The organism is Mucilaginibacter aquaedulcis, assembly GCF_030409325.1.
Lineage (GTDB): Bacteria > Bacteroidota > Bacteroidia > Sphingobacteriales > Sphingobacteriaceae > Mucilaginibacter > Mucilaginibacter aquaedulcis.
This window is the reverse complement of sequence record NZ_JAUFPR010000008.1, coordinates 172754-196768: the sequence shown is the minus strand read 5'-3', so window position 1 is coordinate 196768 and position 24015 is coordinate 172754. Positions and strand designations below refer to the sequence as shown.

Below are 24015 nucleotides of genomic sequence, written 5' to 3'. Positions count from 1 at the left end.
CAGCAATGCCTGTGTGTTGAAAACCAATTAAATATTATACCTAACCTACTAAAGATAACCTATGCTTAAAACCGTCATGATCTGCATGTTATGCCTTTCGGGAATTTCCTGTTTTGCGCAAAAGCAGGTGAACCTGAAATCGCTGCTGGAAGAGCTGCAGGACAATACCGCTGTTGCAAAATGGCCTGATCCGTATTATAAAGAAATGCAGTCCAGCAGTTATGACCGCAAATCCATATCACCCGGCAAACCCGGCTGGTTTGCTAATGACGACAGATCGCAATACATCCGCTCTGAAACTAATGACGGCCACAAAGAGCTGGTGATGATGGATGCCGACGGCCCCGGTGCGGTAGTTAGGTTTTGGCTTACCACCTTTAAACGCAACGGTATCATCAGAATATATTTCGACAATAATAAAACCCCGGAGATCACCATTCCGTCCTATGATCTGATGAAAATAGGTTTGGATCTGGGCACTGCTTTGCTGCAGGCACACTCCAGCTATGAGGCTAAGGAAAAAGGCGGCAGCACTTTATATCTTCCTCTGCCCTACGTCAAACATTGCAAAATAACTTTTGAGGATAATGACCCCGACAATCAGCCACGCTATTACCAGGTGAATTACCGCACTTACGCACCGGGTACCAACGTCAAAACGTTTAGCCTGCAGGAGTTTAAAACGCTTGAAAAATTAGCCGCAGCTGTAAACGAAAAATTGCTGCATCCGGATAGTATTGTAAATGGAAGCCGCACCCATCTTCAGCAGGAAATTAAACCCGGGCAACAGGCGTCCTTAAAGCTACCCGCAGGCACTGCGGCCATACGTTATATAGTCATAAAGATCACAACCGCCAACGCCCAGGATTATGAACAGGCTTTACGCTCAACCATACTCAAAATAAAATTTGACGGGCAGGAAACTGTAAGGTGCCCCCTCGGAGATTTTGCCGGGAGCGGCGTAGGCAGCAAGTCATTACAAAGCTGGTACAGAACCGTAAAAACCGATGGCAGCCTGATCAGCAGGTGGGTAATGCCTTACCAGGCTAATGCTGAAATATCTTTGCAGAATTTAAGTAGCAGCGCGGTTAATGCCTCATTATCAGCAGTTACCAGTCAATGGAAATGGGATGATAACAGCAGCATGTATTTTCATGCTAACTGGAAAGGCGAAAACAACGTAGCCATTAAACAAACTGAACAGTACCAACCCATGGAGTGGGATTTTAACGAGATTATCGGTAAGGGCGTATTCATTGGCGATACTTTTGCCGTTTACAACCATATGCACAAATGGTACGGCGAAGGCGACCAAAAACTTTGGACAGATAATATTGTTTTTCCTGATGAATACGGAACGGGGACCGAGGATTATTATAATACCTCCTGGGCTCCGGTAATACTATATCAAACGCCTTTTGCCAATGCGCCACGTGCAGATAACGCAGATTCATTTGGATATAATACCTTTACCCGAACAAGGAACCTTGATGCCGTTCCGTTTAAAGATCATTTTCTCTACAGCCTGGAAATGCTGGGCTGGGAAAATGGCACTGCCGATTGCGCGGCAACAACCTACTGGTATGGTTTTAAAAACGCTAAAAGCAACATAACCAAAAATCAGCCTAAGCCTTCACTATTACCTGCTAACACGAAATAGTATTAAAAACATTTTAACCTATACATCATGAACAAAGCAACTTTTTTAAGCCTGGCGTTTGCGGCCTTAACCGGCGGATTGTTTGCGCAGGAAAAACCAGCCGCTACGCCTACTCCACAATGGCGCCCAGTGTATCATTTTACCCCTCCCACCAATTGGACCAATGACCCTAACGGTCTTATATTTTTAAATGGCCAGTTCAATTTATATTACCAGCACAATCCGTTTGAAAACAAGTGGGGGCATATGAGCTGGGGGCATGCCACCAGTAAAGACCTCGTAACCTGGAAACATTTGCCCGTTGCCATTCCCGAGGTTGTTGGTAAAGACACTACCACCTGGATCTATTCCGGTTCGGCAGTGCTGGATAAAAACAACACCAGCGGTTTTGGCAAAAACGGCAAGGCACCTATCGTAGCCATCTTTACCGCCGATCAGCCGAAGCAAAAGAAGGAGTCGCAGTTTATTGCCTATAGTAATGACGGCGGTTTGAGCTATAAGCAATATGCCCATAACCCGGTTATTGATCTTAATATGAAAGATTTTCGTGATCCTAACGTGTTTTGGCATGAGCCAACCAAACAATGGATCATGACCGTGGCAATGGTTGATGAACACATGGTACGTATATATGGATCAAAGAATTTAAAGAAGTGGACAAAACTGAGCGATTTTGGCCCTGCGGGATATACCAAAAATGGATGGGAATGCCCATCCCTGGTGCCGTTGGTTGTAGATAATAACCCGGCTAAAATTAAATGGGTATTGTTTGTATCATCAGGCGGCGACCATGGCCCACTGATGCAATATTATGTAGGTGATTTTAACGGCACTACATTTAAAAATGACAACCCGGCAGATAAAGTGCTTACCGTTGATTATGGTGATGCCTTTTACGCTGCCATACCATGGAGGGATGCTCCGCAGAACAAAAAGATCCTTTTGGGCTGGCTGCAAAACGGCAAGCAGGAAACCAATCCGTGGAAAGGGCAAATGTCTATCCCACATGATCTTTCGGTAAAAACAACCAGCGAAGGTTTGAGGCTTAAACAATCACCAAGCACCATTGTAAGCGGTTCACTGGCAAAATATGCAAAGGGTACGCTATCAAAAACAAACTTAACGCTCGAAAACACCTTGCAGTTATCTCCCCCTGGCCATTTTGATGGAAACTCTAATTGGATTGATGCCGTGATCAAATTAAACGGGGCCAAAAAAGTTGGCTTTACGGTTGCCGAAAAAAAAGGCACAGCAAAAAAGGTACTTGTTGGTTACGATGTTGAAAAACAAATACTCTATGTGGATTGCACCGGAGCTGAAAGCGCCAACAAATCAACCGAGAATCAAATACAAACGGCACCTATGAAGGCGGTGAACGGCGAAATAAAGATCCAGGTGTTGATTGATAAATCATCACTGGAGGTATTTGGTAACGATGGCGAAAAAGTTATCTCAACCATGATATATCCCGACAAGGATGCAACCGGGCTTTCCGCGTTCTCTGAAGGAAAATCAGCAATAAAAACCCTGAAAGTTTGGGATTTGAACCGCCGGTAATTAAACAGCAACGTGAGTTCGGGATAAGGAGAATGCAATCCATTTAATAAAAAATGTCATTTCGATAGAGCCGGGTGAGCAAGAGCGTGGGGCGAAAGAGAAATCTTATACGCCTTGCTAAGCGGCTATGCGCCCGTTAAAGCATGACGTATAAGATTTCTCCTCACCTCGAGTGCACAATCCACTCCGGGTTCGTCGAAATGACAAATAGGTTTTTTTATTCAGAACTGACGTTAAAATAACCAAAAATTATAAAACGCAAAAGAGGCCGCAGATGTGGATGTGCAGCCTCTTTCATGATACATAATTTATAACAAGGATCATTTAACCAATGTAACCAGCGGCTTCCCTTTTACAACAACGTAAGTGCCCAATTCCTGAGCATTGGTTTTACCCACATTTTTTGCCGCGTGTGCAACGCCTGCCGGTACAAACAGCACCTCGCCTGCCTTGAGCGTTACCGACGGTTTACCTTCAACATCGTACTCAATTAGGCCTTCCAGCACATAAATGATCTCTTCGCCGGGATGCGTATGCTTACCGAATGCAGCGCCGGGAGCAAAGTCAATACGGGCCTGCACGGTTTCATGCCCGGCTATGCTCAGATCATGCTGTTGAAGAATTGCACGTTTTATTCCCGGCTGTTGTGCCATTACTGAGCCCGGAATGGCGAACACGGCCAGGGCGATTACAGTAATAATGCCGGCGAAGATGTTTTTTGGAGTTTTCATGGTCTTGATTTTTAGTTTTGCTTTGTTAACAAAATTGAGCTTAATTTTAAGAGCATTCAACTACCAAGTATAGCAAGCAGGCAATTTCAAGGCGGAACCGGGCATATTGAGGCTCCAATGTGTTTTTATAGGATATGGCTCAATAATTGCCTGAACCTTACCCGATCATAAAAATTAAACATCATAGCCCAAAATTCATATAACATGCGAATAGTAACACTTGAAGAACATATTTCATTCCCGGAAATGGCCAGCCAGATACCAAAGGAAGCGTTGGGCGGTTTTGGCCAATCGGAAAGGATGCAGCAGCTTGCGCCAAAGCTGGCAGATATTACCGGCGAGCGCTTACAATCAATGGATGCCACCGGCATTACCATGCAGGTATTATCGGTTGACAGTTCTGGAGCTAACCTGTTAAACCCGCAAGATGGCCCAGCCTTTGCCCGCCGGTATAACGACCTGATAGCCGAAAGAATAGTCGGTTTTGAGGATCGTTTTACAGCTTTTGCACACTTACCAACAACGGCCCCGCTTGCAGCGGCCGATGAACTGGAACGAACAGTAAAGGAACATCACTTTTGCGGAGCCATGATCAGGGGTTTAACGCAGGATAAATTTCTGGATCAACCTGAATTTGCACCGATATTTGAACGTGCCGAAAAATTAAATGTACCCATATACCTGCATCCGGGCCTACCGCCAAAGGGAGTGGCCGATATTTACTACAGCGGCTCGCCCAATCATGCCGGGATGGCTGAGGCCCTGGCATGTTATGGCTGGGGATGGCATTCGGAAACCGCCCTTCATGTTTTAAGGCTGCTTTATTCGGGTGTTTTTGATCAATATCCTAAGCTCAACCTGATCATCGGGCATATGGGCGAAATGCTGCCAATGATGATGGCCAGATCCGAAAGGGCATTTAAACCCGGCAACGGAGGTGCCAACCAACGTACCTTGACTGATACCTTACGCCAGCAGGTTCATATTACCACAAGCGGTTTCTTTACACAACCGCCACTAAAAATAGCGCTGGAAACATTCGGTGTGGATAACATTCTTTTTTCTGTTGATTATCCGTTCAGCACCAATGAAATGGGCATTGAATTTTTAAACGCAATAGAATTGCCCGATGAAGAAAAAGCGAAGATAGCTCACGGAAACGCGGATAAGCTATTGAAGTTAAGGGCTTAGATCAGCCTTAAGATTTTAATCGAGCACAGATACCGTCAGTTTAATAATATCATTAAAAATGGCTTTATCATTGGTTGATTTGGCGGTAACCTGCATACCTTTTACCGCATTAAAAATAAACCTTGACAGCGCGCGGGCATCCTGACCGTTTTTGATCTCGCCGCTATCTTTACCCTTTTGTATCACCTGTAAAAAGGCCTCCTCCATTTGCTGGTCGTTCTGGCAAACCAGGCTGTTAACCTCGGCATCGTGTGTTGCTAACTCAACCTTGGCGTTAACCATAAAGCAGCCCTTTTGCTGATCATCATCAAGCAGGTCATTAATGGTATACTCCAGTAGTTTTTTTACAGCTGCCCTGGCTGATCCAGCCTCATCAATGAGCGCCTGGATCTTGGCCGTTCCGCAACTTTGGTAACGTTCCAACGCTCTTACAAAAAGGGTATGTTTATCGGTAAAGGTATCGTACAGGCTCGAACGGCTTATACCAAGGCCATCAACCAAATCCTGCATGGATGTACCGTTGTAGCCCTTGTGCCAAAAAAGCTGTATAGCCTTGGCCAGTACCTCGTCTTCATCAAAATCTTTTGTTCGTGCCATAAGCGGGAATAGCCTTGCTTGTAAAAAGCAAAGCTATTCATTTTTAGTTATTTTTTAGTTAAGCGGGTGTCATTACCTTACACCACCACTGGCTACCAGGATCTCGCCGGTTAACCAGCGCGATTCTTCAGAAGCCAGGAACACAGCTACTTCAGCAATATCATCAGGCTGACCTATACGGCCTAAAGGAGTTGTTTTAACCATCTCTGCTTCAAAATCGCTACCTATAAATCCGGCAGTATGCGTGCCTTCGGTTTCTACCATTCCGGGGTTAAGTGAATTTACACGAATCTTCTTTCCACCCAATTCTTTGGCTAATACACCTGTAATGGCATCTACCGCGCCTTTGGTAGCTGTATAAACAGCACTCTGCACGGGTGTAATAGCAGTAACAGCCGAACCTATGTTGATGATGCTTCCGCCTGTTGAATTAAAGTTTTTAACAGCGCCCTGGGTAGTTAATAACAAGCCCAACACGTTGGTATCAAATTGCCTGTGAAAATCTTCGGCCTTAATTTCTTCAATAGCGCCAAATTGATAAACACCCGCGTTATTAACAAGGATATCAACAGCACCGAATGTTTTTTTAGTTTCGTCAAACAAACGTTCAACATCTTCTTCCTTTGATACACTGCCTTGTACGGCTATTGCCTTGCCGCCATTGGCAATTATATCGGCCACCACCTGATCGGCCCCTGCTTTTGCAGATGCATAGTTAACAACAACACTTGCACCGGCAGCAGCCAGATGTTTGGCAATGCCGGCTCCGATTCCTTTTGATGCGCCGGTAACAACGGCTACTTTATTTTCTAATTTTTTCATGATGTGATCTGATTTTCTATATTTGGAATAATCGTTCCGTAAATGTAGCTACTTTTCGGAATGATCATTCCTAAATAAATTATTGTGAAGGTCGTATGACAAATTGTTTTGCATGGCCGTTACAGCAAATCCTTTTATTTCATAAATTCAACTAAAAAACAATGCTGCAAAACCGGGTAAATCCATTAGGGCAATTGATAAAAACACCCGAACGCGGTGCATGGCTGGGTAACCGTGGAGTGATACATAATAACGATCAGGAAATTGTACGCCCATTTAAGATCAGAGCCTGGATCACCTGCCTGCTGCAGTATAAAAACCGGCACAGGCAGATCATGCAGCCCGATAGATGGACCGAGCTGTTTTTCCTGGATGAAGCTACAGCATTTTCGGCAGGGCACCGGCCCTGTTTCCAATGCCGATACAAAGATCACATGCTATTTAAGGAATTTTGGTTGAAGGGAAACCCTCAATACGGCTTTAACATGAATATACCCGTTGCAGAGATAGATAATATCCTCCAAACCGAACGTATTGCAAGCGATAAAACAAAGGTAACCTATCAGGCAAACCTTAATAGACTGCCTAACGGCACCTTTGTCACTTACCATGATAAACCATATTTGGTTAAAAATGGCCGTTTATATTTATGGACACCGGGTGGTTATGAAATCGATATTGCATTCCCTGATGTTGCTGAGATAACGGTTTTAACACCGCGTTCTTTTGTTAATATGTTCAGCGCGGGATACGTGCCTCAGATGGGTAATAGCCTATGAAACGGCATAAATCTTTGCAATTGCGTGGCTTATAAAAGACTCACCCGGTCTACGCTTCGCTGGACCACCCTCTCTTCGCCTGCGGCGGAAAGAGGGTGGTAAAAAGAAAATTTGTTATTGCTTAGTCGTACCTCCTCGCAATGACAAATTTTCTCACGCTCTCTTCGGCTTCGCCGCAGAGAGCGTTGAAAAGCGTAGCGATGTCGGGGTGAGTGAATAAACAGCCTGCTTTGATGAAATTATCATTCGGTTGGCCATTACTCTCAGGAGAAGTTCTGTAATAGCGCCTTCCGCTATTATAACTCAATGGCCGCTTTGTCCGCCCTGGCCATTGCTATCACCCTGTTTTAAATCATCGTTATCAACACCACGTTTCTTTTTAGGCATTTGCTGGCCGAAATTCATTTTACCAAAATTATAGGCAAAGCTAACGCCGAATGACCTGAACGGTACCGAAAACCGGTTGCTTTGGGTAAGTGGACCACTATTGATGTTTGAGGTGAAGTCTTTATAATCCTTAAATGGCTGTGTAATGTTTAAACCAATGGTACCTCGTTTTTGCCATACATCCTGCTTTAAACCAATTACCCATAAATTAAACGATGGGTTGGTACCTTGAAAAGTTCTCCGGGCCGAATTCTGGATCAAAAAAGTTTCGGCAGAAAGTGTTTTATTAAGTTTTACCGTCCCGCTCACAAAAGCATTGTATTGAATATAGGTGGATTGGCTCCCCTGCTGCAGTGTACTGATGATCTGCGGTTTGTAAGTGAACGCGTTAATGTTACCCCTTATGGTAAGGATCTTAAATAATTCTGTTGAGCCAAAAAGTGTTGCCCCTATTGAATTATTGTTACCAACGTTAAGGTAATTAGTAAGCGAAACATCACGGGTTACCATATTCCCTTCATTATCAACCGTAGTAAAAGGCACTGTGCTTACATAGCTTTCGATAATATCGTCGGTTTTGCGGTAGTATACTGATGCATTGATTGTTGAGGATTTAATAAAGGTTGAATAATTAAGTTCTACCGTTTGTGTAACCTCAGGTGATAATTCAGGATTACCCTGTGTTTGATTTAAGGGGTTACTGGTATTGCGGAATGGATTCAGAAATTGTAAGCTTGGCCTTTGTATACGCTTGCTGTAACTTAATTTTAATGTTTGGGTTGGCGTTAATGCCTTTGATATTACAAAACTGGGTATAAAATTGGTATAGGTATTATTAAAGGGCGACAAGCCAACACTCGTATTCCCCGAGTTACCGTTGATCTTCGTGCTTTCCAAACGCGCACCAGCCTGAATTGTAAAGCCATTTTTAAGCGTAGCCGTTACCAATCCGTAACCCGAGTATACATCCTGATCATAGTTGTAGCTGTTGGATGTAGCCGGATTAAATACATACGCGCCGGATGCATCCGGATTAAAAAAATCGTATTCGCTTGTAATTCGCCTTAAAATACTTTTGGCACCGGTTTCCAGTTTAAATACCTTACTTATGGGCAGCACATAATCTGCCTGAAAGGTATATTCATTGTTGATCCCGTTATTGGTTGCCTGCTGATTTTGCGTAAAAGCTGTATATTCAGAAAGGTAATTAATATCAGAAGTACCATGAGTCCATTGTACGGCAAAGCTCAGCTCTTCACCCTCCTTTTTAAATTTGTGCGTAAAATCGGTATTCCAGTCAAAGTTTGAAATTTTAAATTCGTTACTGGTTAAGGCTGTATAATCAACCGTTCCTTCTTCGGCAGAAGTGTTACTGTTGGTACTGCTACCGTTATTTTTAAATGCTCCGCCCCTCATGCTAAAGGAAGATGACAAGGTGTTATTGTTATCAAAATCATAACCCAATGATGCCGATCCGTTAGTGAAGTGCCTGTTTGAAGTATTTTGTCCGCTGGATGATGATGATGTTCCCAACTCCGTATTCTGACTGCTAAACGCGGTGTACGTTGTTTGCGGCCATCCTGTGTTATAACCAAAGTTGGCAGTAAGGCTCAGTTTATTTTTGTTAAAGCTGATGTTACCGCTCTCATTGTTTTGACGGGTACCTATGCCTGCGCTAACGGAACCGCTAACACCCGAAACTTCTTTTTTCTTGGTTACAATATTGATGATACCGGCCGAACCTTCCGCATCATACTTGGCCGATGGCGAGGTGATAACCTCAATATTCTTGATCTGATCTGAAGGCATTGATTTCAATACATCCGCGGCATTGGTCACGAGCGCGCCCGAAGGTTTTCCGTTTATCAGGATACGCACGTTCTGGCTCCCTCTTAAAGCAACGTTTCCATCCATATCAACTGATACCATAGGTACCTTCCGCAGCATGTCTGAGGCATTGCCTCCGGTGCTGGTCACATCCTTTTCGGCATTAAAAACCAGCTTATCAATATGGTTTTCTATCAGTGCCTTTTGGCCGGTTACCTCAACAGCGGCCAGCATTTTGGCGCTCGGGGCAACAATTACCTGCCCCAAGTTTTTGTCGGGTTTTGCTTCCGTTAAAACAATGCTATTAATTGTTTTGGTGGCATAACCAATAAACGCGATTTGAATGCGGTAACTGCCCGGAGCAACATTGGTAATTTTAAAATTCCCTTTTTCATCGGTAAGGCTGCCATTTAAGGGGGCTGCCACGCCCGTTTTAAACAAACTAACGGTAGAGTAATCCAACGGTTTCTTTGTCAGGGAATCTATCACGGTTCCGGATAGTGTACCACCGTTTTTAGGAACCCCGGCGGGCATTCCTGTTTGTTCGCGACCTTGTGCATGTACAATTCCGGGAACAAAAAGGAACCAAAATATTAATTTAACAGGCCATAACTTAGTTGCCTTATATAGTTGCAGTTTATAATTTTCAGGTTTCATTTTGCGGATCTTTTAAACAAATCAAGACAATTCATTTGATCAAAATTTGCCGAATAGACGGTAGGCCCTTAAAAATAGACGAAACCCGTTTTTATATCTACGGCCGTAAAATCAGCTTTATTTACGCTTAATATGAGCCCTTTTGTACCATATTCCAGCATGGGTAACAACGCAATAGATCAAAGCAGCCATTCTGTCTATGAAACAGCCTAAGCCGTCTATTCCATTTTCCAGATATGAAAATTATTGTGTCATTTGTATCATCCCGGTGAGATGGGATTTAGTTGATTACTATTTTGATATAGTAAGGTGCGTTTTGCCTGAGAAACAAAACGCACTATTTTTTCTGTTACTTTTATAGTAAAAACCCAATATGGCTTTTTCAAGCTTAAAGAAAATTTTCTTTTCGGTACACTTTTACATAGTGACCTGCCTTTTTGCGCTGATGCTGTTTCCATTATCGTGGCCTATAAGGCTGCCCGGCGAATTTTGGGTGAAACAGGTATTGGTTCATATGGTATGGGCAGCTTTGTTTTACTCCAACATGCTGTTTTTTACACCAAAACTCCTTTATAAAAACAGGGTTGTGGTGTTTGTGCTCCTGATGATAGCCCTTCTTGTATTGATGGTTTATCTTAATAACTGGCTTGATGATGTTACAGGGTGTAAGGCAGCGATGGGGAAACTCTTCAAGAATTTAGGTAAAAAATCATCAGGCGATGATCACAGCTATAACTACTGGACAATCATATCAGCACTTGTAATACTGGGGGTAAGCACAATCATAGCGGTATCCAAGAAGATAAAAGCCGATCAAGCCGTTTTTCAGGCTACACAGCAGGAGAAGATCAGTTCGGAGCTTTCCTTTTTAAGGGCACAAATCAATCCTCACTTCTTTTTCAATATTCTGCATACTATATACGCGCTGTCTGACAGTAACCCTGCGGCGGCAAAGGATGCGGTTTATACCCTGTCGCACATGATGCGTTATGTTATCTACGAAAACAAAAACAACCTCACCAGCCTGGAAAAAGAGATCAAGTTTGTGGAGGATTACATCAAGCTCATGAAGTTAAGGCTGAGTGATGATGTACAGATAATTTTTGAAAAACAAGCCGATCTCAAAAACCACGAGGTTGCTCCTATGCTTTTTCTTCCCTTTATTGAAAACGCGTTTAAGCATGGTATCAGTTCTGTTCACCCAAGTTATATTTATATAGATATAAGCCAGACCGCAGATAAATTGAAACTAGAGATCAAAAATTCCCTGTTTGAAGAAAAATCGGCATATCTGGAAGATAGTAATGGCATCGGTATTGTAAACACCAAACGAAGGCTCGATCTGCTTTATCACGGACGATACACTTTAAGTGTAGAACGGAACGAAGCTGCCAGGGAATTCACCGTAGTATTAATTTTCGATTTCAAATGATCATTAACTGTATAGCCGTTGACGATGAACCGGTAGCTCTTAAACTGGTGGCTTCTTATATTGAGCAAACCCCCTTTTTAACTTTAAAGGGGACTTATACTAATGCTGTAGAGGCACTAAAGGCAATTCACGCGCAACCGGATATACAATTGATATTTTTAGATATCAGGATGGCTGACTTAAGCGGTGTTGAGCTGGCCAGGATCATTGAGCAATCAGGAAAGAAAAAAAGCCTGCGCATAGTATTTACAACGGCCTATGACCATTATGCCCTTGAAGGCTTTAAGGTTGACGCATTAGATTATTTACTGAAACCCTTCAGCTTTGTCGATTTTTCAAAGGCAGCCGCAAAGGCATACGACTATTTCATTATGCTGCAAAACAGCAGCCAGAGCAACAACTTAAACCCAGCCGATCACAAAGCCGAAAAAAATTATATTTATTTAAAGATCGACTATCAGCTGGTAAAAATCAACACAGAGGATATCCTCTATATAGAAGGATTGAAGGATTACGTAAAGCTATTTCTGAAAAACCACGACAAACCCTTACTTACCTTAACAAGCCTAAAAAGTTTGGAAGAAAAGCTTTCGCCTGCTGGCTTTCTCCGTATTCACAGGTCGTTCATCATAGCCAGGAATGCTGTTAAATCGGTAACCAAAAATACCGTTCAGATTGGAGAAACCACCATTCCTGTTACAGAGCAATACAAAATCGGCTTTTCAGATTTTTTGAAAGACTGGCAGTAGCTTTGTTTATTTCAAGAGTACTGACCTTACAGGAATAGTATAAAGCATCAAGGCTCCACGAAAATTCCGTGAAGCCTTGATGATAATAATCAGTGGAGAATATCGGAGTCGAACCGATGACCTCTTGCATGCCATAAAATATTTCACCATATTCAATAGAATTCAAATAATGTCAAATCATTTATAATCAATGTTTTAACAAAATTTATTTTTCAATTTATTTCATAAAATCATCAATTTTTCAGACTTTAGTAGTCCCATAGTAATCCCATATTATACTGAGATTACTATGATTTTGGGCATTTAGTAATCCCATTTTGTGATAAATCTATAAAATTAACTGATGTTATGGAAGTTTTAAAGAAAGTCACCTTAAGGACAGACAGGATCAGTGAGCATGGTGAGCGTGAAATTCGCATCAGACTGACCCTTTACAAAGAGCAGAAATTCTTATCCATTGGGTATAAGTCAACACCCGAACATTGGGACTTCGAAACAAATGGGCCTAAACTGACCCACCCTCAATACAAACAGATCAGCCGTGAGATTGATGACAAGTTCGATGAGATCGATTTCGAGGTAAAGCTTTTGAAAAAGAATGGTCACGAATTTATCTCCCTGGCTGAATTGATTTCAAAAGTTAAAAAATCGAATAAGCCCTTAGTAGCGGCTAAACTGTACGCCTTTACCCAAAGTATCATTGACGATCTGATTGCTCATGACAAAATTGGTTACGCTAACACCTTTCAATATTTGAAAGATTACGTTTTAAAACATGTGTTTGGTGAAAAAGACAAAGCCTTCGTGAGCTTTACAAAGACCGATTTTGAGGGACTGGAAAATTATCTTGTCGGGCAGGAGTTGAAAGAAACCTCGATGAGCGCTTATTTGCGAACTTTTTACCGGATCTGGAACCTGGCGATCGTAGCGGGTATGTGTTCAAAAGAGCATCATCCAAAAAGGTTTATCAAGTTTAAACCTTATAAAAAGTACAAAACCAGCAAACGGGCTATTTCCGCTGCGGATATGAAATCAATTGAGACCTATGATGCAGAATATGGTTCGCGGGTTTTCAGGAGCCAACAAATCTTTTTATTCAGCTATTATTGCAGAGGCATTAATTTCAATGATATCGTCAAGCTAAGAGAAACAAATTTCAAGGGCGATATTTTACGATATACCAGAAGCAAAAACAAAAGGATTTATGACTTTAAGTTACATTCTAAAGCAAAAGCAATCATCGAAATTTTCAGAAGTTACCCTGTTCAAAGTGATGGTGGGTATATTTTCCCTATTTTAAAAGCTGAACACGATACCGCTGCCAAAATTGATGCGCGAATTGATAGTGGATTGAAAGATCTTAATGAAGACCTCAAAACAATAAAGGATGCCAAAGGAATTGACCGAACAGTGACTTCCTATGTTGCGAGACATTCCTTTGCCACAAATTTAAAGCACAAAAAAGTGGATATATGTATCATTCAGGAAGCAATGGGTCATGAAACCGAGGAAATTACTCGTATTTATTTAGAGGAATATGACGATGAATTAGTATCAAGCAGTATTGAAGAGGCATTGGATTAATATGATAAATAAAACTAATTAAGTAGAAATTTGAATGTCATAAGATTGGACACAAAATTTATTATGAACGCAAAGTCTAAGGTTGGACTTCGAACTTTACTAAGCGTTATCGATGAATTAAGACCTGCGTTCTCTGATATCAAAAAGAATATTTTCAAGGAATTTGAATTACATGCAATCTGTTGCTGACGCTTATCCTAATTATGCAAGCGGGCCTTGTACAATTAGGAGTTTTGCCTGCAATTTTGCAAGTAGCACTTGCAAGATTGCTGTCGCAATACTAAAGCAGATGCATAAAGCGTAAAATGTTTTTGTTATTTTATATATGACACTTGATCAAAGCAAATATCACGAGCTGCTGGATAATATTGGGAACACTATACAAGGCGCCCGTATACAAGCTGCAAAAGCAATAAATTTAGAATTGGTCAAAGCCAATTGGGAAATTGGCAGGCACATTGTTGAATATGAACAGCACGGGCAAGAGCGAGCAGAGTATGGAAGCGACTTATTGTCAATACTTTCCAAAGATTTGCGATTGCGTTACGGCAAAGGATTTGGCAGGCGCAATGTATTAGACATGCGCAGGTTTTATTTGGCTTATCAGAAATGGCAGGCAGTGCCTGCCAAATTGAGTTGGACACATATCGTCATATTATTAGGTATTTCTGATCTTACTGCCCGCAAATTTTATGAGGCTCAGTCGTTAAATGAAAATTGGGGTACGCGCGAACTGGAAAGACAGGTTGATACCTCCTTATTCGAACGGCTCGCATTAAGTAAGGATAAAGCCAGCATATTGGAACTTGCCCAAAAAGGGCAGGTTTTGCTCAACCCAAAAGATATTACCAAAGACCCTTACATATTAGATTTTCTACAGATACCTCAAGCCCATAAGGTGACGGAAAAGCATTTGGAGCAGAAAATAATAGATAATCTACAGCTATTCTTATTGGAGCTTGGCAAAGGTTTCGCATTTGTCGCTAGGCAATATAAAATTTCAATTCGAAACACGCATCTCTATGTTGACCTGGTATTCTATCACCGCATTTTGAAATGTTTTGTTTTAATAGACCTGAAGATCCGAAAAGTTAAACATAATGACATCGGTCAAATGAATTTATATTTAAATTACTTTAAAAGTGAAGAAAACGTTAAGGAAGACAATGACCCAATTGGAATTATCCTATCTGCTGATAAAGATGAAATATTAGTAGAATACGCTACTGGGGGTATCACCAATAAAATCTTTGTGTCCAAATACCAGCTTTATCTGCCTGATAAAGAGCAATTACAACAAAAAGTTAGCGAATTAATGAAAGAAAACTAATTTAAATTAATATTTGAAGGCAATCAACCAAAGTAAATTATTCCGTAACCATTGAAATAATTTCAGTTGAATTTCAAACAAAAATATGCCATACGACCTTGTTATCATGCGAATAAAACTATCAAAATTCGACTGTCATCATGATAAATTTGAAAGACGTGCTTATTGTAGCTGCAAGAAAAGGAAACATAGAGGTTTTAAAGGAATTAATAAGACAAGGAATCGATCTTAATGAAAAAGACGATAAAGGCTATACGCCCTTGATTATAGCCTGTTATAATCATCAACTTGACGCCGCAGAATTACTTCTTAAGAGCGGAGCACAAGTTAATGCGGCTGATGTTGGCGGAAATACGGCGTTAATGGGCGTTGCATTCAAGGGTTATATCGATATCGCCAAACTTTTGTTGGAGCATGGGGCTGATATCAACCAGCAGCACGGAAATGGTGGCTCCGCGCTCATGTTCGCAACCATGTTTGGCCGTAACGACATCGTCGAACTACTGCTAGATCATGGCGCCGACAAAACCATTCAGGATTCACGAGGATTAACGGTTCTTGACCATGCCATCCAACAGGGCAATGCAGGCGCTATTGGATTACTAAATGATTGAAAAAAGAAGCCTCCTACAAATGCGGGAAGCTTCTTTATACTAAAAATAAGTATTTATAATTATGCAGGGATCTTTCGCCCTTTTTCTCTTTCCCAAAAGCGATGCTGTTTTATGGCTTGGATGAACTGTTTTGCAAGTTGTCTGGCATCTGAACTTACAATCACGCCCTCATCGTTTTCTATCTTTTTGCTAAAATAAGTCGCATCCAGAACTTGCAAAGCACTTTCATCTGCGGCAATCGCTTTACAATGTTTAAAAGCTTCATTCAAGAAATGAACCGCATCAGCTTCCGCCTTTAAAGTAGCGGCGCTGTTTCCACCACCTGGAACATACACCGCATCAAATAAAACGGATGCCGCTCCTAGCATGCTTTCGTCCACGTGGACCTGTTCGTTATTTAGTGAGGTAATGAAGCCAAGTCTCGGCGCAATCACTTCTACCACGCCGCCTTCAGCTTCAATAGCCGCTTTCACCGTATTTAAGGCTTTTTCATCAACACCATCGGCCGCAAGGATGGCAACTTTACGGGTTTTGATGCTGTCTTTTATCGTGTTGGCCATACTTAAAGCGTCAGATTTGGCGAGTGAACTTTCTACCTGCGTCGAAGCATAATCCGCAGGATCAGCATCAGCAGGAATATTCTGATTCAGTTGTTCAGCCATGTTTTCGGGGATATGCAGACCGAGCGCATAAGCCACTGCTGCAGCCAGTCCTTTGTCAATCTGTGCCAGCAGCGCCAACATCCGCTCGCGGATAACTACCGTTTTAACTTTACCCAGTTCAAAACTCAGGGCATCGGTGATATGGTTCTTTTCGGGGTCCGATTGGCTATTGAAAAATAACTTTGCCTGGCTGTAATGGTCGAAAAAGCTTTTGCTCCTTGCCCGTACTTTGCTGGCCGAAATGCGTTCCGGGTAACTTACAAAGCCCCCCTCGGCAGCTTTGGCCTGATGCGGGTCATTACCCCCGATGGTATTTGGAGTATAGCTGGTTTTACCTTTGTTAATGGTTTGGCGCATATGCCCGTCTCGCTGATTATTGTGTACAGGTATAATTGGTCGGTTAATTGGAATTTCCTGAAAGTTAGGACCACCCAAACGCAATAATTGCGTATCCGTATAAGAAAACAGCCTGCCCTGCAGTAATGGATCATTGCTAAAATCTATTCCGGGAACGACATGGCCTAAATGAAAGGCCACCTGCTCTGTTTCAGCGAAAAAATTATCAGGGTTACGGTTTAATGTCATCTTACCGATACGCTGAACAGGTACCAATTCTTCGGGTACCAGTTTGGTTGGATCAAGCAGGTCAAATTCAAATTTAAACTCATCTGCCTCAGGTATTACCTGAATGCCCAGCTCCCATTCCGGAAAAGCGCCACTGTCAATGGCATCCCAGAGATCCCGGCGATGAAAATCCGGATCTTTACCGGATATATTTTGCGCCTCATCCCAGGCCACCGAATGCACCCCTAATAAAGGTTTCCAGTGGAATTTAACGAAACTGGCCACGCCCTCGGCATTGACCAAACGAAACGTGTGCACGCCAAACCCTTCCATCATGCGCAGGCTACGGGGTATGGCACGGTCACTCATTGCCCACATGATCATATGGGCGGATTCCGGCGTCAGCGATATAAAATCCCAGAAAGTGTCATGGGCCGATGCGGCCTGAGGAATTTCGTTATCCGGTTCGGGTTTCACCGCATGGATGAGATCAGGAAATTTGATGGCATCCTGTATAAAAAAAACCGGCATATTATTTCCCACCAGATCAAAGTTGCCCTCTTGTGTATAAAAACGTACGGCGAACCCGCGCACATCACGGGCCAGGTCTGTAGAACCTTTAGAGCCAGCTACGGTGGAAAACCGTACAAATACCGGCGTTTCGGCGCCAGTGTCGTTGAGGAACAAGGCTTTGGTAACTGGCGCCAGGGATTCATAAACCCTGAACACACCATGGGCGCCTGAGCCGCGAGCATGAACCACCCGTTCGGGAATACGTTCATGGTCAAAGTGAGTAATCTTTTCCCGTAAAATAAAATCTTCCAGTAAAGTCGGTCCACGTTCACCGGCTTTGAGCGAGTTCTGGTCATCATTGATCTTTAACCCGGTGTTGGTTGTGAGAAATTCGCCTGTCGAATCCGCGGTATGAGGCGCCAGATTCTCGGTTTTGGCATTAACGCCTTGCACACCCTTATCCAGTTTTTTGGTATCACCAGTGGTGTCTTTACCTTTCTCAGTTTTTTTTTGACTAGTCATAGGTTTATGCTTCTACAGATGCGTTGTAATTGATATCGTTTTCTGCTACACCAGTTAACAATTCATCAGCCGCTTTTTCTTCCTTTAGCGTCTGATAAAGCAGTTCAGCTACCTGATCCAGGCCCAATGTTTTAGCCAACTGGCTTAGTCCGCCATAGGTGGCGATCTCGTAGTGTTCCACTTTTTGCGATGCCAGGATAATGCCCACATCGCGGGTGGCCGTGCCTGATTCCGTACTTTCAACAATGCCCTCCCCTTCTTTGGTCAGGCCCTCCATGGCATCGCATTTTTTTGCCAATGGCTTTTCACCAAGTAACTCAAATACATGCTCCAGTCGACTAACGTGGTCTTTGGTTTGTTCCAGGTGATCTGCAATGGTTTTGGAAAGTTTGGAAGAGGTAGCAGCCTGGATCAATTTGGGCAGGTTTTTCACCAGGTGGTTTTCAGCCCAGTAAATATCCATGATGCCGTCTTTAAAAAGTTCCAACAGCGCAGGTTCAGCTTTAGCGGATGTTTTGGTACTGAATTTGGGTTCAGCATCACTTTCATTTTTCATAATAAAGGTAAATTGGGTGTAAGATGATCGTTGTTAAACTACTTTAGTTAAAGCTTTGAAACTCGCGCTTGTTTTTAATTTTTAATTTATTTTTTTAATTTGAATTAAGACAAGGCTGCTTTATTTAAAAACCTACACTTCAGAAAACAAAAAAGCCACATCAATCGATGCAGGCCTTTTTGTTAAGAAAATGTTTTCAATAATCGTTCGAATCTGTTACGACCTATCCTGGGATAATATCAGCGCAGTATAAGGTGCTATGGCTATGTTCGCGGAATTCGGATAACCGTCGCATTCCTCTGCCGTGGCCTCGGTATCCAGCGATGTAAAATCGCCAAACTCCTGGTCATAGCCCTCCCAGTCGCTATTGAACCTGATCTTCCAGAGTCCTTCAGCCGGCATACCAACCCGATAATTATCGTATGCTTGCCCCGAAAAGTTCAGGATAACGATTGTCGTATCTCCTTTGCCACCTTCGTGCCAGCGCTGATATATCAGCAGTTTCTTTTCTTCATCTACCCGGATTACCTCGGTGCTTTGACCGGACAAGCCTTCCGTTACATCACTAAAATTCAACCTCAGCCTGATCAGGTCACGATGCAGTTTCACAAAACCGTTAAATTCCTTTTTTCTTTTCCAGTCTATAGGGTCCGTGTCCGAGAACCATTTATCCTCCAGTAGCTCATGTCCCTGGAAAATCATCGGGATGCCTGGCGCCGTTAACACCATGGCTATACCTAGTGATGCACGCTTTTTGGAATACCAGTTATTCACATCTCCATCCGCGATCTCTTCAGCCACTCTGGCCTTCCCGTTCGCAACTTCATCATGACTCTCGGTATAAACGACCCTTTTAAACGGGTTGCCGCTGTATTGGCTCATCAGCGCTTTTTCCATAGCAGCCATACTACGTTCGCTGTCGTCCTGTGCGATCAGCGCTTCTCTTACCGGGTGAACGAAATCAGCATCCCATTGTGCGCCAAAGCCCAGACCTTCTTCCTCTCCTACGGGATTGGTGATACTATCCAGCCCATGCAAATCTTCTGCAACGGTTAATTTCCATGGAAATTTTTCGGCAATCTCACTGTTGATCCATTGCAGCAGGCTCAATCCGTCGTTCAGGATGCTACCCGGATCTTCATCTGCTTTGACATTGCGAATGTAGGGGATCATATCCATCCTTAAACCATCTACGCGGTATTCCTCCAGCCACATCAGGGCGTTATCCCTGATATACTGTCTGACTTCATTACGGCCATAATCCGGGCGGGTGTCTCCCCAGGGAGTTTCCGATTTCCAGTCGTTATAAAAATAGATTCCTCCTTTATCATTCTCACTCCAGCCATCGAATTGCCAGATGTCGAGATCACTGGGCCCAAAATGATTATAAACCACATCTAGGATCACTGCGATCCCGTGTTCATGTGCTGCTTTAACCAGACTTTTGAACGCGTCCGGCCCTCCATATTCAGATTCTATTGCAAATGGCTGTGAGGGGTTATAACCCCAGGAGAAGCCGCCCGGAAACTCAAACGGTGGCATAACTTCAATGGCATTGATACCGAGATCACGAAGGTAGGGCAGCTTTTCTATAATCCCGTACATATTTCCGGGTTTACCTTTTTCTTTAACATTGAAAGTGCCGGTATGCAATTCATAAATCACCAGTTTGTTCCAGGAAGGCATATCATAGGCAGACTCACCCCAATCGAATGTGTTTGGATCGTAAACAATCGAATTACCCACGGAACTAGTCATTGACCTGGCGTAAGGATCATTTCTAAAAAATTCACCAAACGGGGTATCCAGATAAAATTTATATTCATCGCCGTTTTTTGCGCCTTCTACAAAGCCGCCCCAGTATCCGTTTTCCTCGGCTTCCAGTGCCTGCGCATTTTTGTCAAAGTCATTAAAACTGCCGGCGACGTAAACGCCGGTTGCGTTTGGAGCCCAAACCCGGAAGAATACACCATCCGATTGAATAATGGCCCCCATTCCTGGAATCTCTTTTTTTATCAATGTATCATTTTGTTGCTTCATGAAGTATTTTTTCCATCAAAAAGGAAAAGCCAGCTAAAAATGTTTTATTTCTCAAAAAAATATAATTACCAGCCACACCAAACATAAACAGCCGCGAATAGTTGGGTTAAAACACCTATTTCACCTACTATGGAACCACTTCGATTTACCTTGGGAAATCGCAAAAAGCTACTGGTCATTCCGGATACCATCGCACACCTTAACGGGCATGCTGTTTTAACCTTTACCTATAGCATTTTTGCGGATGATGGCTTAAGCCATCCGCTTAGAAAAAGGCGAAGAGAAGACAGCCTGCATCTCGAAAAAATAGATGATCCTAATTATTGTGGTTACATCACTTTTGAAAAGCCTGGGCATATTTTTACGTATAATCCTGGAGATATGCTCGAACTTGATGGAGACGAAGTAGAGGAGATAATCGAACATTTGAGCCATGTCCGTGATAATCCGACGCTATGGAATATTTCAGGCTATTAAATTATAAATTAAAAATAAAACTACAAGATGGTAGATCATAACAAAATCCAGCCGATCCAAACAAATAAGTCCAGTTTTGATTATTCATTGACCTGCGAGAATAATAATCTATGATTTATGAAAAAAAAGAAAAACTTATTTGAGCGGTTCGCCAACTGGGCTACGATCGCAACCGGCAGTTCCGCCGCTTTTATGATCGCCTTTGGAGTGATCATTGTATGGGGTATATCCGGCCCGTTGTTTCACTATTCCGATACCTGGCAGCTGGTGATCAATACCGGGACGACGATCGTCACTTTCCTGATGGTTTTTCTGATCCAGAAATCACAAAACAAGGATTCCAAGGCCATCCACTTGAAGTTAAACGAACTGCTGGCGTCACATGAAGGTACCAGTAATCGTATGGTGGATATTGAAGATTTAACGGAGGATGAATTGGACCAGCTCCATAAATTTTATGTGACGCTGTCTGACCTCGCTGAAAAGGAAGATGACCTCACCTGCACCCACTCCATTGACGCAGCCAATGAAAATCAGCACCGCAAGTCTGTCAATTATAAAAGACCCTACCAAAACAACCATGTCAAATCTCGCTGATCCGCTGCTTGCCTTTAATACCGATTATCTGCCTGAAACGGTTGCGGTTAAGTAAGGAAAAATGCGGGAAAACGCTTTTCGTTTTTTCCGCGACACCTGTCTCCGATTCGATAAAGGCCTTCATCAAGGTGTCGGCTTGGATTAGCGGGGATCTGCGTATTGAAAATTTTGCCATTTTAAAAGAGACAAACAAATGGTTTATTTGACCTTTAAGCTTCATTGCGTCGGGGCTACCTATCACCCTTTGGTGTTGTTCTCCCGGAGATCAAGCTGCGCATTTGTTAACGCTACAAGAGGTTTACCCAAAACCGGATGAGGTAAATAAGCTATTGCTTCATTCCTAATTTTGATTGCATAAAACTGTGCCGTTCACTGTACCCAAGTCCGGCAACCTGCGGAAAGATATACCACATCCAGTAACTGCGCTTGCGGCCTGACATTATCTCCGAAAAAGTCGTTTTATAATCACGCAATTGGGCGTCGAGAAATCGTTTTAGGTCAGTATTATTCATATTCATTTGATCGTAGTGCACTGCAATATGATTACAAATATCTTTGAGTAATTCCCTGTTTGGCCGTATGTCACACGCCAGCTCCAAGGATATCGTGTACTCCTTCGCGATGATCACACCGTCGCCTCGGACGGCATGGCGATCAACGTATCCCGAATATGATAATTTTCACTACGCCGTTAGGTGTTGGCTATAGGGAACCTGCGGAATTCCTCTCCAGGCAATTTAAACCTTAAACAATCTGATTATGAAATGGTTGTATAGCTATGGAAAATTATGCGATCACGATAAGCAAGGATAAAGAGGTACACCATTTTGAGGTAGGAGAATTTATGCACCAGGTGGAGGACAAATGCAAATTCCGGGTATTTGAGAACGGTGCGTATGTCGCGAGCTTCACACCGGACGATCACGATTTTTTGCATATCTGCGAAAACCCCGGCAAGGTGAATGAAGAACTCCTTCACTTGCTGGCCGATAAAATAGAGGCACATCACCCGCATGGTGTTAATGATAATATTAGAAAACTAAAGCAATGAGAAGCATTTGGACAGGTTCTATTGGGTTTGGCCTGGTAAGCATACCCATCAAATTATTTTCGGCGGTACAGGAAACCCGGCTTGACCTGGATATGCTGGATAGTAGAGACCATGCGCATATAAAATTCCAACGGGTAAACGAAAATACCAAAAAGGAAGTCCCCTACGATAAGATCGTGAAGGGTTACAAATACAATGATGACTATGTGATCATTGAAGATGCCGACTTTGAGGCGGCGGCACCGGAGAAATCCAAGGTTATAGAGATCGAAAGCTTTGTGGATGTCACGTCAGTTAACCCGATGTATTATGAGACATCTTACTATACAGAACCTGCAACTAAAAATAACAAAGCTTACGCCTTGTTGCTGGAAGCGTTGAAGAAGTCGGGTAAAGCAGGACTAGCGCGTTTTGTGTTGCGCAGTACCGAAAGTTTATGTATCGTACACCCGGTAGAGAAAGATATTGTGGTTACCCGTATCCGGTTCGCCCAGCAGATCCGTGACCAGGAAGAACTTAAACTGGATGATAAAATTTCTGTCAGCGATAAAGAGTTGAAAATGGGTTTGGCATTGATCGAGCAATATGCCGAGCCGTTGGATTTATCGAAGTATAAAGATGAATATCATACAGAATTGATGAACATTATTGAGCAAAAGGCGAAAGGCAAACGCCCGACTATAAAAAAATTGAAACCGAAAGCGGCAAAAAACGATGACCTGTACGATCAGTTAATGAGCAGTTTAACCGCTAAAAAAGGAGCCTGATATGATTAACCCCGTACAAACCAGCATTCCCCAGGCAGATGGCTACGACCGATATATTATTATCGAACCTCTCCTTGAAAACGATGGAAAACAAGGCATGAGGAGCACCGGTGTTTTTGAAATTTATAAGGACGCTTTAGGAGATGACACGCATTTATTTACCTGGCCTGCCAAATTACATGAAGATCATGAGACGCTTCCGGACGAGCAAAATCCGGATTATCTTGGAAAATTTGTATTTGAGCAGGGCAGTGTTAAGCATTTTGAAGGCCAGGTATTAAACGTCGCCGAACAAGCATACCTCGCTGTGTTCATCGAATCCTATCAGGAGCCGGATATTTGAACAGTT

The 24015-nt window shown here is 42.8% G+C and carries 21 protein-coding genes and 1 pseudogene; 14 read left to right on the top strand and 8 right to left on the bottom strand.

Annotated features, from left to right (window positions below):
• Positions 1-61: 61 nt before the first annotated feature.
• Entirely contained in the window at positions 62-1660 is a 1599-nt protein-coding gene (locus QWZ01_RS24920) for a glycoside hydrolase family 172 protein (protein WP_290328300.1), read from the top strand.
• Between the two features lie 27 nt (positions 1661-1687).
• Positions 1688-3217 carry a glycoside hydrolase family 32 protein gene (locus QWZ01_RS24915; RefSeq protein ID WP_290328299.1) on the top strand — a complete coding sequence of 510 codons (1530 nt, stop codon included), beginning with the start codon at positions 1688-1690 and terminating at the stop codon, positions 3215-3217.
• A gap of 320 nt (positions 3218-3537) precedes the next feature.
• Here QWZ01_RS24915 and QWZ01_RS24910 read toward each other — a convergent pair whose 3' ends face one another.
• Complete coding sequence (locus QWZ01_RS24910; RefSeq protein ID WP_290328297.1) at positions 3538-3948, bottom strand: cupin domain-containing protein; 411 nt, start codon at positions 3946-3948, stop codon at positions 3538-3540.
• 204 nt (positions 3949-4152) lie between these two features.
• Between QWZ01_RS24910 and QWZ01_RS24905 the strand changes: the two genes are divergently transcribed.
• Entirely contained in the window at positions 4153-5139 is a 987-nt protein-coding gene (locus QWZ01_RS24905) for an amidohydrolase family protein (RefSeq protein ID WP_290328295.1), read from the top strand.
• Positions 5140-5154: 15 nt separating this feature from the next.
• Here QWZ01_RS24905 and QWZ01_RS24900 read toward each other — a convergent pair whose 3' ends face one another.
• Together QWZ01_RS24900 and QWZ01_RS24895 are read right to left on the bottom strand one after the other, a co-directional pair.
• On the bottom strand, positions 5155-5736 hold the full coding sequence (locus QWZ01_RS24900) for a TetR/AcrR family transcriptional regulator (protein ID WP_290328294.1): 582 nt from the start codon (positions 5734-5736) through the stop codon (positions 5155-5157).
• 72 nt (positions 5737-5808) lie between these two features.
• Positions 5809-6558 carry a glucose 1-dehydrogenase gene (locus QWZ01_RS24895; RefSeq protein WP_290328292.1) on the bottom strand — a complete coding sequence of 250 codons (750 nt, stop codon included), beginning with the start codon at positions 6556-6558 and terminating at the stop codon, positions 5809-5811.
• A gap of 161 nt (positions 6559-6719) precedes the next feature.
• Between QWZ01_RS24895 and QWZ01_RS24890 the strand changes: the two genes are divergently transcribed.
• Positions 6720-7337 carry a hypothetical protein gene (locus QWZ01_RS24890; protein WP_290328290.1) on the top strand — a complete coding sequence of 206 codons (618 nt, stop codon included), beginning with the start codon at positions 6720-6722 and terminating at the stop codon, positions 7335-7337.
• A 303-nt stretch (positions 7338-7640) separates the two neighbouring features.
• Here the strand turns inward: QWZ01_RS24890 and QWZ01_RS24885 are convergent, their stop codons facing one another.
• Positions 7641-10208, bottom strand: a complete 2568-nt coding sequence (locus tag QWZ01_RS24885) for a TonB-dependent receptor (protein WP_290328287.1) — start codon at positions 10206-10208, stop codon at positions 7641-7643.
• A 373-nt stretch (positions 10209-10581) separates the two neighbouring features.
• Here QWZ01_RS24885 and QWZ01_RS24880 point away from each other — a divergent pair, with 373 nt between their 5' ends.
• The 5 genes from QWZ01_RS24880 (at position 10582) to QWZ01_RS24860 (ending at position 15917) form a co-directional block, all read left to right on the top strand.
• Complete coding sequence (locus QWZ01_RS24880) at positions 10582-11640, top strand: sensor histidine kinase (RefSeq protein WP_290328285.1); 1059 nt, start codon at positions 10582-10584, stop codon at positions 11638-11640.
• A complete protein-coding gene (locus QWZ01_RS24875; RefSeq protein ID WP_290328283.1) occupies positions 11637-12389 on the top strand; it encodes a LytR/AlgR family response regulator transcription factor in 753 nt (250 codons plus the stop codon). The genes QWZ01_RS24880 and QWZ01_RS24875 overlap by 4 nt, the downstream gene beginning before the upstream one ends.
• Positions 12390-12737: 348 nt before the next feature.
• On the top strand, positions 12738-13973 hold the full coding sequence (locus tag QWZ01_RS24870; RefSeq protein ID WP_290328281.1) for a tyrosine-type recombinase/integrase: 1236 nt from the start codon (positions 12738-12740) through the stop codon (positions 13971-13973).
• 325 nt (positions 13974-14298) lie between these two features.
• Positions 14299-15303: a PDDEXK nuclease domain-containing protein gene (locus QWZ01_RS24865; protein ID WP_290328279.1), complete on the top strand. Its 1005-nt coding sequence runs from the start codon at positions 14299-14301 to the stop codon at positions 15301-15303.
• 140 nt (positions 15304-15443) lie between these two features.
• Positions 15444-15917: an ankyrin repeat domain-containing protein gene (locus QWZ01_RS24860; RefSeq protein ID WP_290328277.1), complete on the top strand. Its 474-nt coding sequence runs from the start codon at positions 15444-15446 to the stop codon at positions 15915-15917.
• 59 nt (positions 15918-15976) lie between these two features.
• Here the strand turns inward: QWZ01_RS24860 and katE are convergent, their stop codons facing one another.
• The 3 genes from katE to QWZ01_RS24845 all read right to left on the bottom strand — a co-directional run bounded on the left by katE (position 15977) and on the right by QWZ01_RS24845 (position 20729).
• On the bottom strand, positions 15977-18178 hold the full coding sequence (katE, locus tag QWZ01_RS24855) for a catalase HPII (protein WP_290328275.1): 2202 nt from the start codon (positions 18176-18178) through the stop codon (positions 15977-15979).
• Between the two features lie 4 nt (positions 18179-18182).
• A complete protein-coding gene (locus QWZ01_RS24850; RefSeq protein ID WP_290328273.1) occupies positions 18183-18734 on the bottom strand; it encodes a YciE/YciF ferroxidase family protein in 552 nt (183 codons plus the stop codon).
• 216 nt (positions 18735-18950) lie between these two features.
• Entirely contained in the window at positions 18951-20729 is a 1779-nt protein-coding gene (locus QWZ01_RS24845; RefSeq protein WP_290328271.1) for an alpha-amylase family glycosyl hydrolase, read from the bottom strand.
• Positions 20730-20903: 174 nt separating this feature from the next.
• Here QWZ01_RS24845 and QWZ01_RS24840 point away from each other — a divergent pair, with 174 nt between their 5' ends.
• Positions 20904-21251 (top strand): hypothetical protein, encoded by a 348-nt coding sequence (locus QWZ01_RS24840; protein WP_290328269.1) that lies wholly within the window; start codon positions 20904-20906, stop codon positions 21249-21251.
• Positions 21252-21368: 117 nt separating this feature from the next.
• On the top strand, positions 21369-21848 hold the full coding sequence (locus tag QWZ01_RS24835; RefSeq protein WP_290328268.1) for a low affinity iron permease family protein: 480 nt from the start codon (positions 21369-21371) through the stop codon (positions 21846-21848).
• 237 nt (positions 21849-22085) lie between these two features.
• On the opposite strand, the pseudogene QWZ01_RS26080 reads toward QWZ01_RS24835, so the two are convergent.
• Positions 22086-22360 (bottom strand): annotated as a pseudogene (locus tag QWZ01_RS26080) (DUF1810 family protein).
• A 266-nt stretch (positions 22361-22626) separates the two neighbouring features.
• On the opposite strand from QWZ01_RS26080, the gene QWZ01_RS24830 reads away from it, so the two are divergent.
• Genes QWZ01_RS24830 through QWZ01_RS24820 form a run of 3 tightly spaced genes read left to right on the top strand, consistent with a single transcriptional unit; the run spans position 22627 to position 24009 of the window.
• Positions 22627-22899, top strand: a complete 273-nt coding sequence (locus tag QWZ01_RS24830; RefSeq protein WP_290328266.1) for a hypothetical protein — start codon at positions 22627-22629, stop codon at positions 22897-22899.
• Positions 22896-23666: a non-homologous end joining protein Ku gene (gene ku / locus QWZ01_RS24825; RefSeq protein WP_290328265.1), complete on the top strand. Its 771-nt coding sequence runs from the start codon at positions 22896-22898 to the stop codon at positions 23664-23666. Before QWZ01_RS24830 ends, ku begins: the two co-directional genes overlap by 4 nt.
• Before the next feature lies 1 nt (position 23667).
• Complete coding sequence (locus QWZ01_RS24820) at positions 23668-24009, top strand: hypothetical protein (protein WP_290328263.1); 342 nt, start codon at positions 23668-23670, stop codon at positions 24007-24009.
• The last annotated feature ends 6 nt before the right edge of the window (positions 24010-24015 follow it).

Excerpts from the sequence above, each read along its gene's own strand:
- QWZ01_RS24915 (WP_290328299.1), top strand. The coding sequence starts at position 1,688 with ATGAACAAAGCAACTTTTTTAAGCCTGGCGTTTGCGGCCTTAACCGGC.
- QWZ01_RS24820 (WP_290328263.1), top strand. The coding sequence starts at position 23,668 with ATGATTAACCCCGTACAAACCAGCATTCCCCAGGCAGATGGCTACGAC.
- QWZ01_RS24870 (WP_290328281.1), top strand. The coding sequence starts at position 12,738 with ATGGAAGTTTTAAAGAAAGTCACCTTAAGGACAGACAGGATCAGTGAG.
- QWZ01_RS24840 (WP_290328269.1), top strand. The coding sequence starts at position 20,904 with ATGGAACCACTTCGATTTACCTTGGGAAATCGCAAAAAGCTACTGGTC.
- QWZ01_RS24880 (WP_290328285.1), top strand. The coding sequence starts at position 10,582 with ATGGCTTTTTCAAGCTTAAAGAAAATTTTCTTTTCGGTACACTTTTAC.
- QWZ01_RS24830 (WP_290328266.1), top strand. The coding sequence starts at position 22,627 with ATGGAAAATTATGCGATCACGATAAGCAAGGATAAAGAGGTACACCAT.
- QWZ01_RS24890 (WP_290328290.1), top strand. The coding sequence starts at position 6,720 with ATGCTGCAAAACCGGGTAAATCCATTAGGGCAATTGATAAAAACACCC.
- QWZ01_RS24845 (WP_290328271.1), bottom strand. The coding sequence starts at position 20,729 with ATGGGGGCCATTATTCAATCGGATGGTGTATTCTTCCGGGTTTGGGCT.
- QWZ01_RS24850 (WP_290328273.1), bottom strand. The coding sequence starts at position 18,734 with ATGAAAAATGAAAGTGATGCTGAACCCAAATTCAGTACCAAAACATCC.
- QWZ01_RS24920 (WP_290328300.1), top strand. The coding sequence starts at position 62 with ATGCTTAAAACCGTCATGATCTGCATGTTATGCCTTTCGGGAATTTCC.
- QWZ01_RS24900 (WP_290328294.1), bottom strand. The coding sequence starts at position 5,736 with ATGGCACGAACAAAAGATTTTGATGAAGACGAGGTACTGGCCAAGGCT.
- QWZ01_RS24835 (WP_290328268.1), top strand. The coding sequence starts at position 21,369 with ATGAAAAAAAAGAAAAACTTATTTGAGCGGTTCGCCAACTGGGCTACG.
- ku (WP_290328265.1), top strand. The coding sequence starts at position 22,896 with ATGAGAAGCATTTGGACAGGTTCTATTGGGTTTGGCCTGGTAAGCATA.
- katE (WP_290328275.1), bottom strand. The coding sequence starts at position 18,178 with ATGACTAGTCAAAAAAAAACTGAGAAAGGTAAAGACACCACTGGTGAT.
- QWZ01_RS24875 (WP_290328283.1), top strand. The coding sequence starts at position 11,637 with ATGATCATTAACTGTATAGCCGTTGACGATGAACCGGTAGCTCTTAAA.
- QWZ01_RS24905 (WP_290328295.1), top strand. The coding sequence starts at position 4,153 with ATGCGAATAGTAACACTTGAAGAACATATTTCATTCCCGGAAATGGCC.
- QWZ01_RS24885 (WP_290328287.1), bottom strand. The coding sequence starts at position 10,208 with ATGAAACCTGAAAATTATAAACTGCAACTATATAAGGCAACTAAGTTA.
- QWZ01_RS24910 (WP_290328297.1), bottom strand. The coding sequence starts at position 3,948 with ATGAAAACTCCAAAAAACATCTTCGCCGGCATTATTACTGTAATCGCC.
- QWZ01_RS24860 (WP_290328277.1), top strand. The coding sequence starts at position 15,444 with ATGATAAATTTGAAAGACGTGCTTATTGTAGCTGCAAGAAAAGGAAAC.
- QWZ01_RS24865 (WP_290328279.1), top strand. The coding sequence starts at position 14,299 with ATGACACTTGATCAAAGCAAATATCACGAGCTGCTGGATAATATTGGG.
- QWZ01_RS24895 (WP_290328292.1), bottom strand. The coding sequence starts at position 6,558 with ATGAAAAAATTAGAAAATAAAGTAGCCGTTGTTACCGGCGCATCAAAA.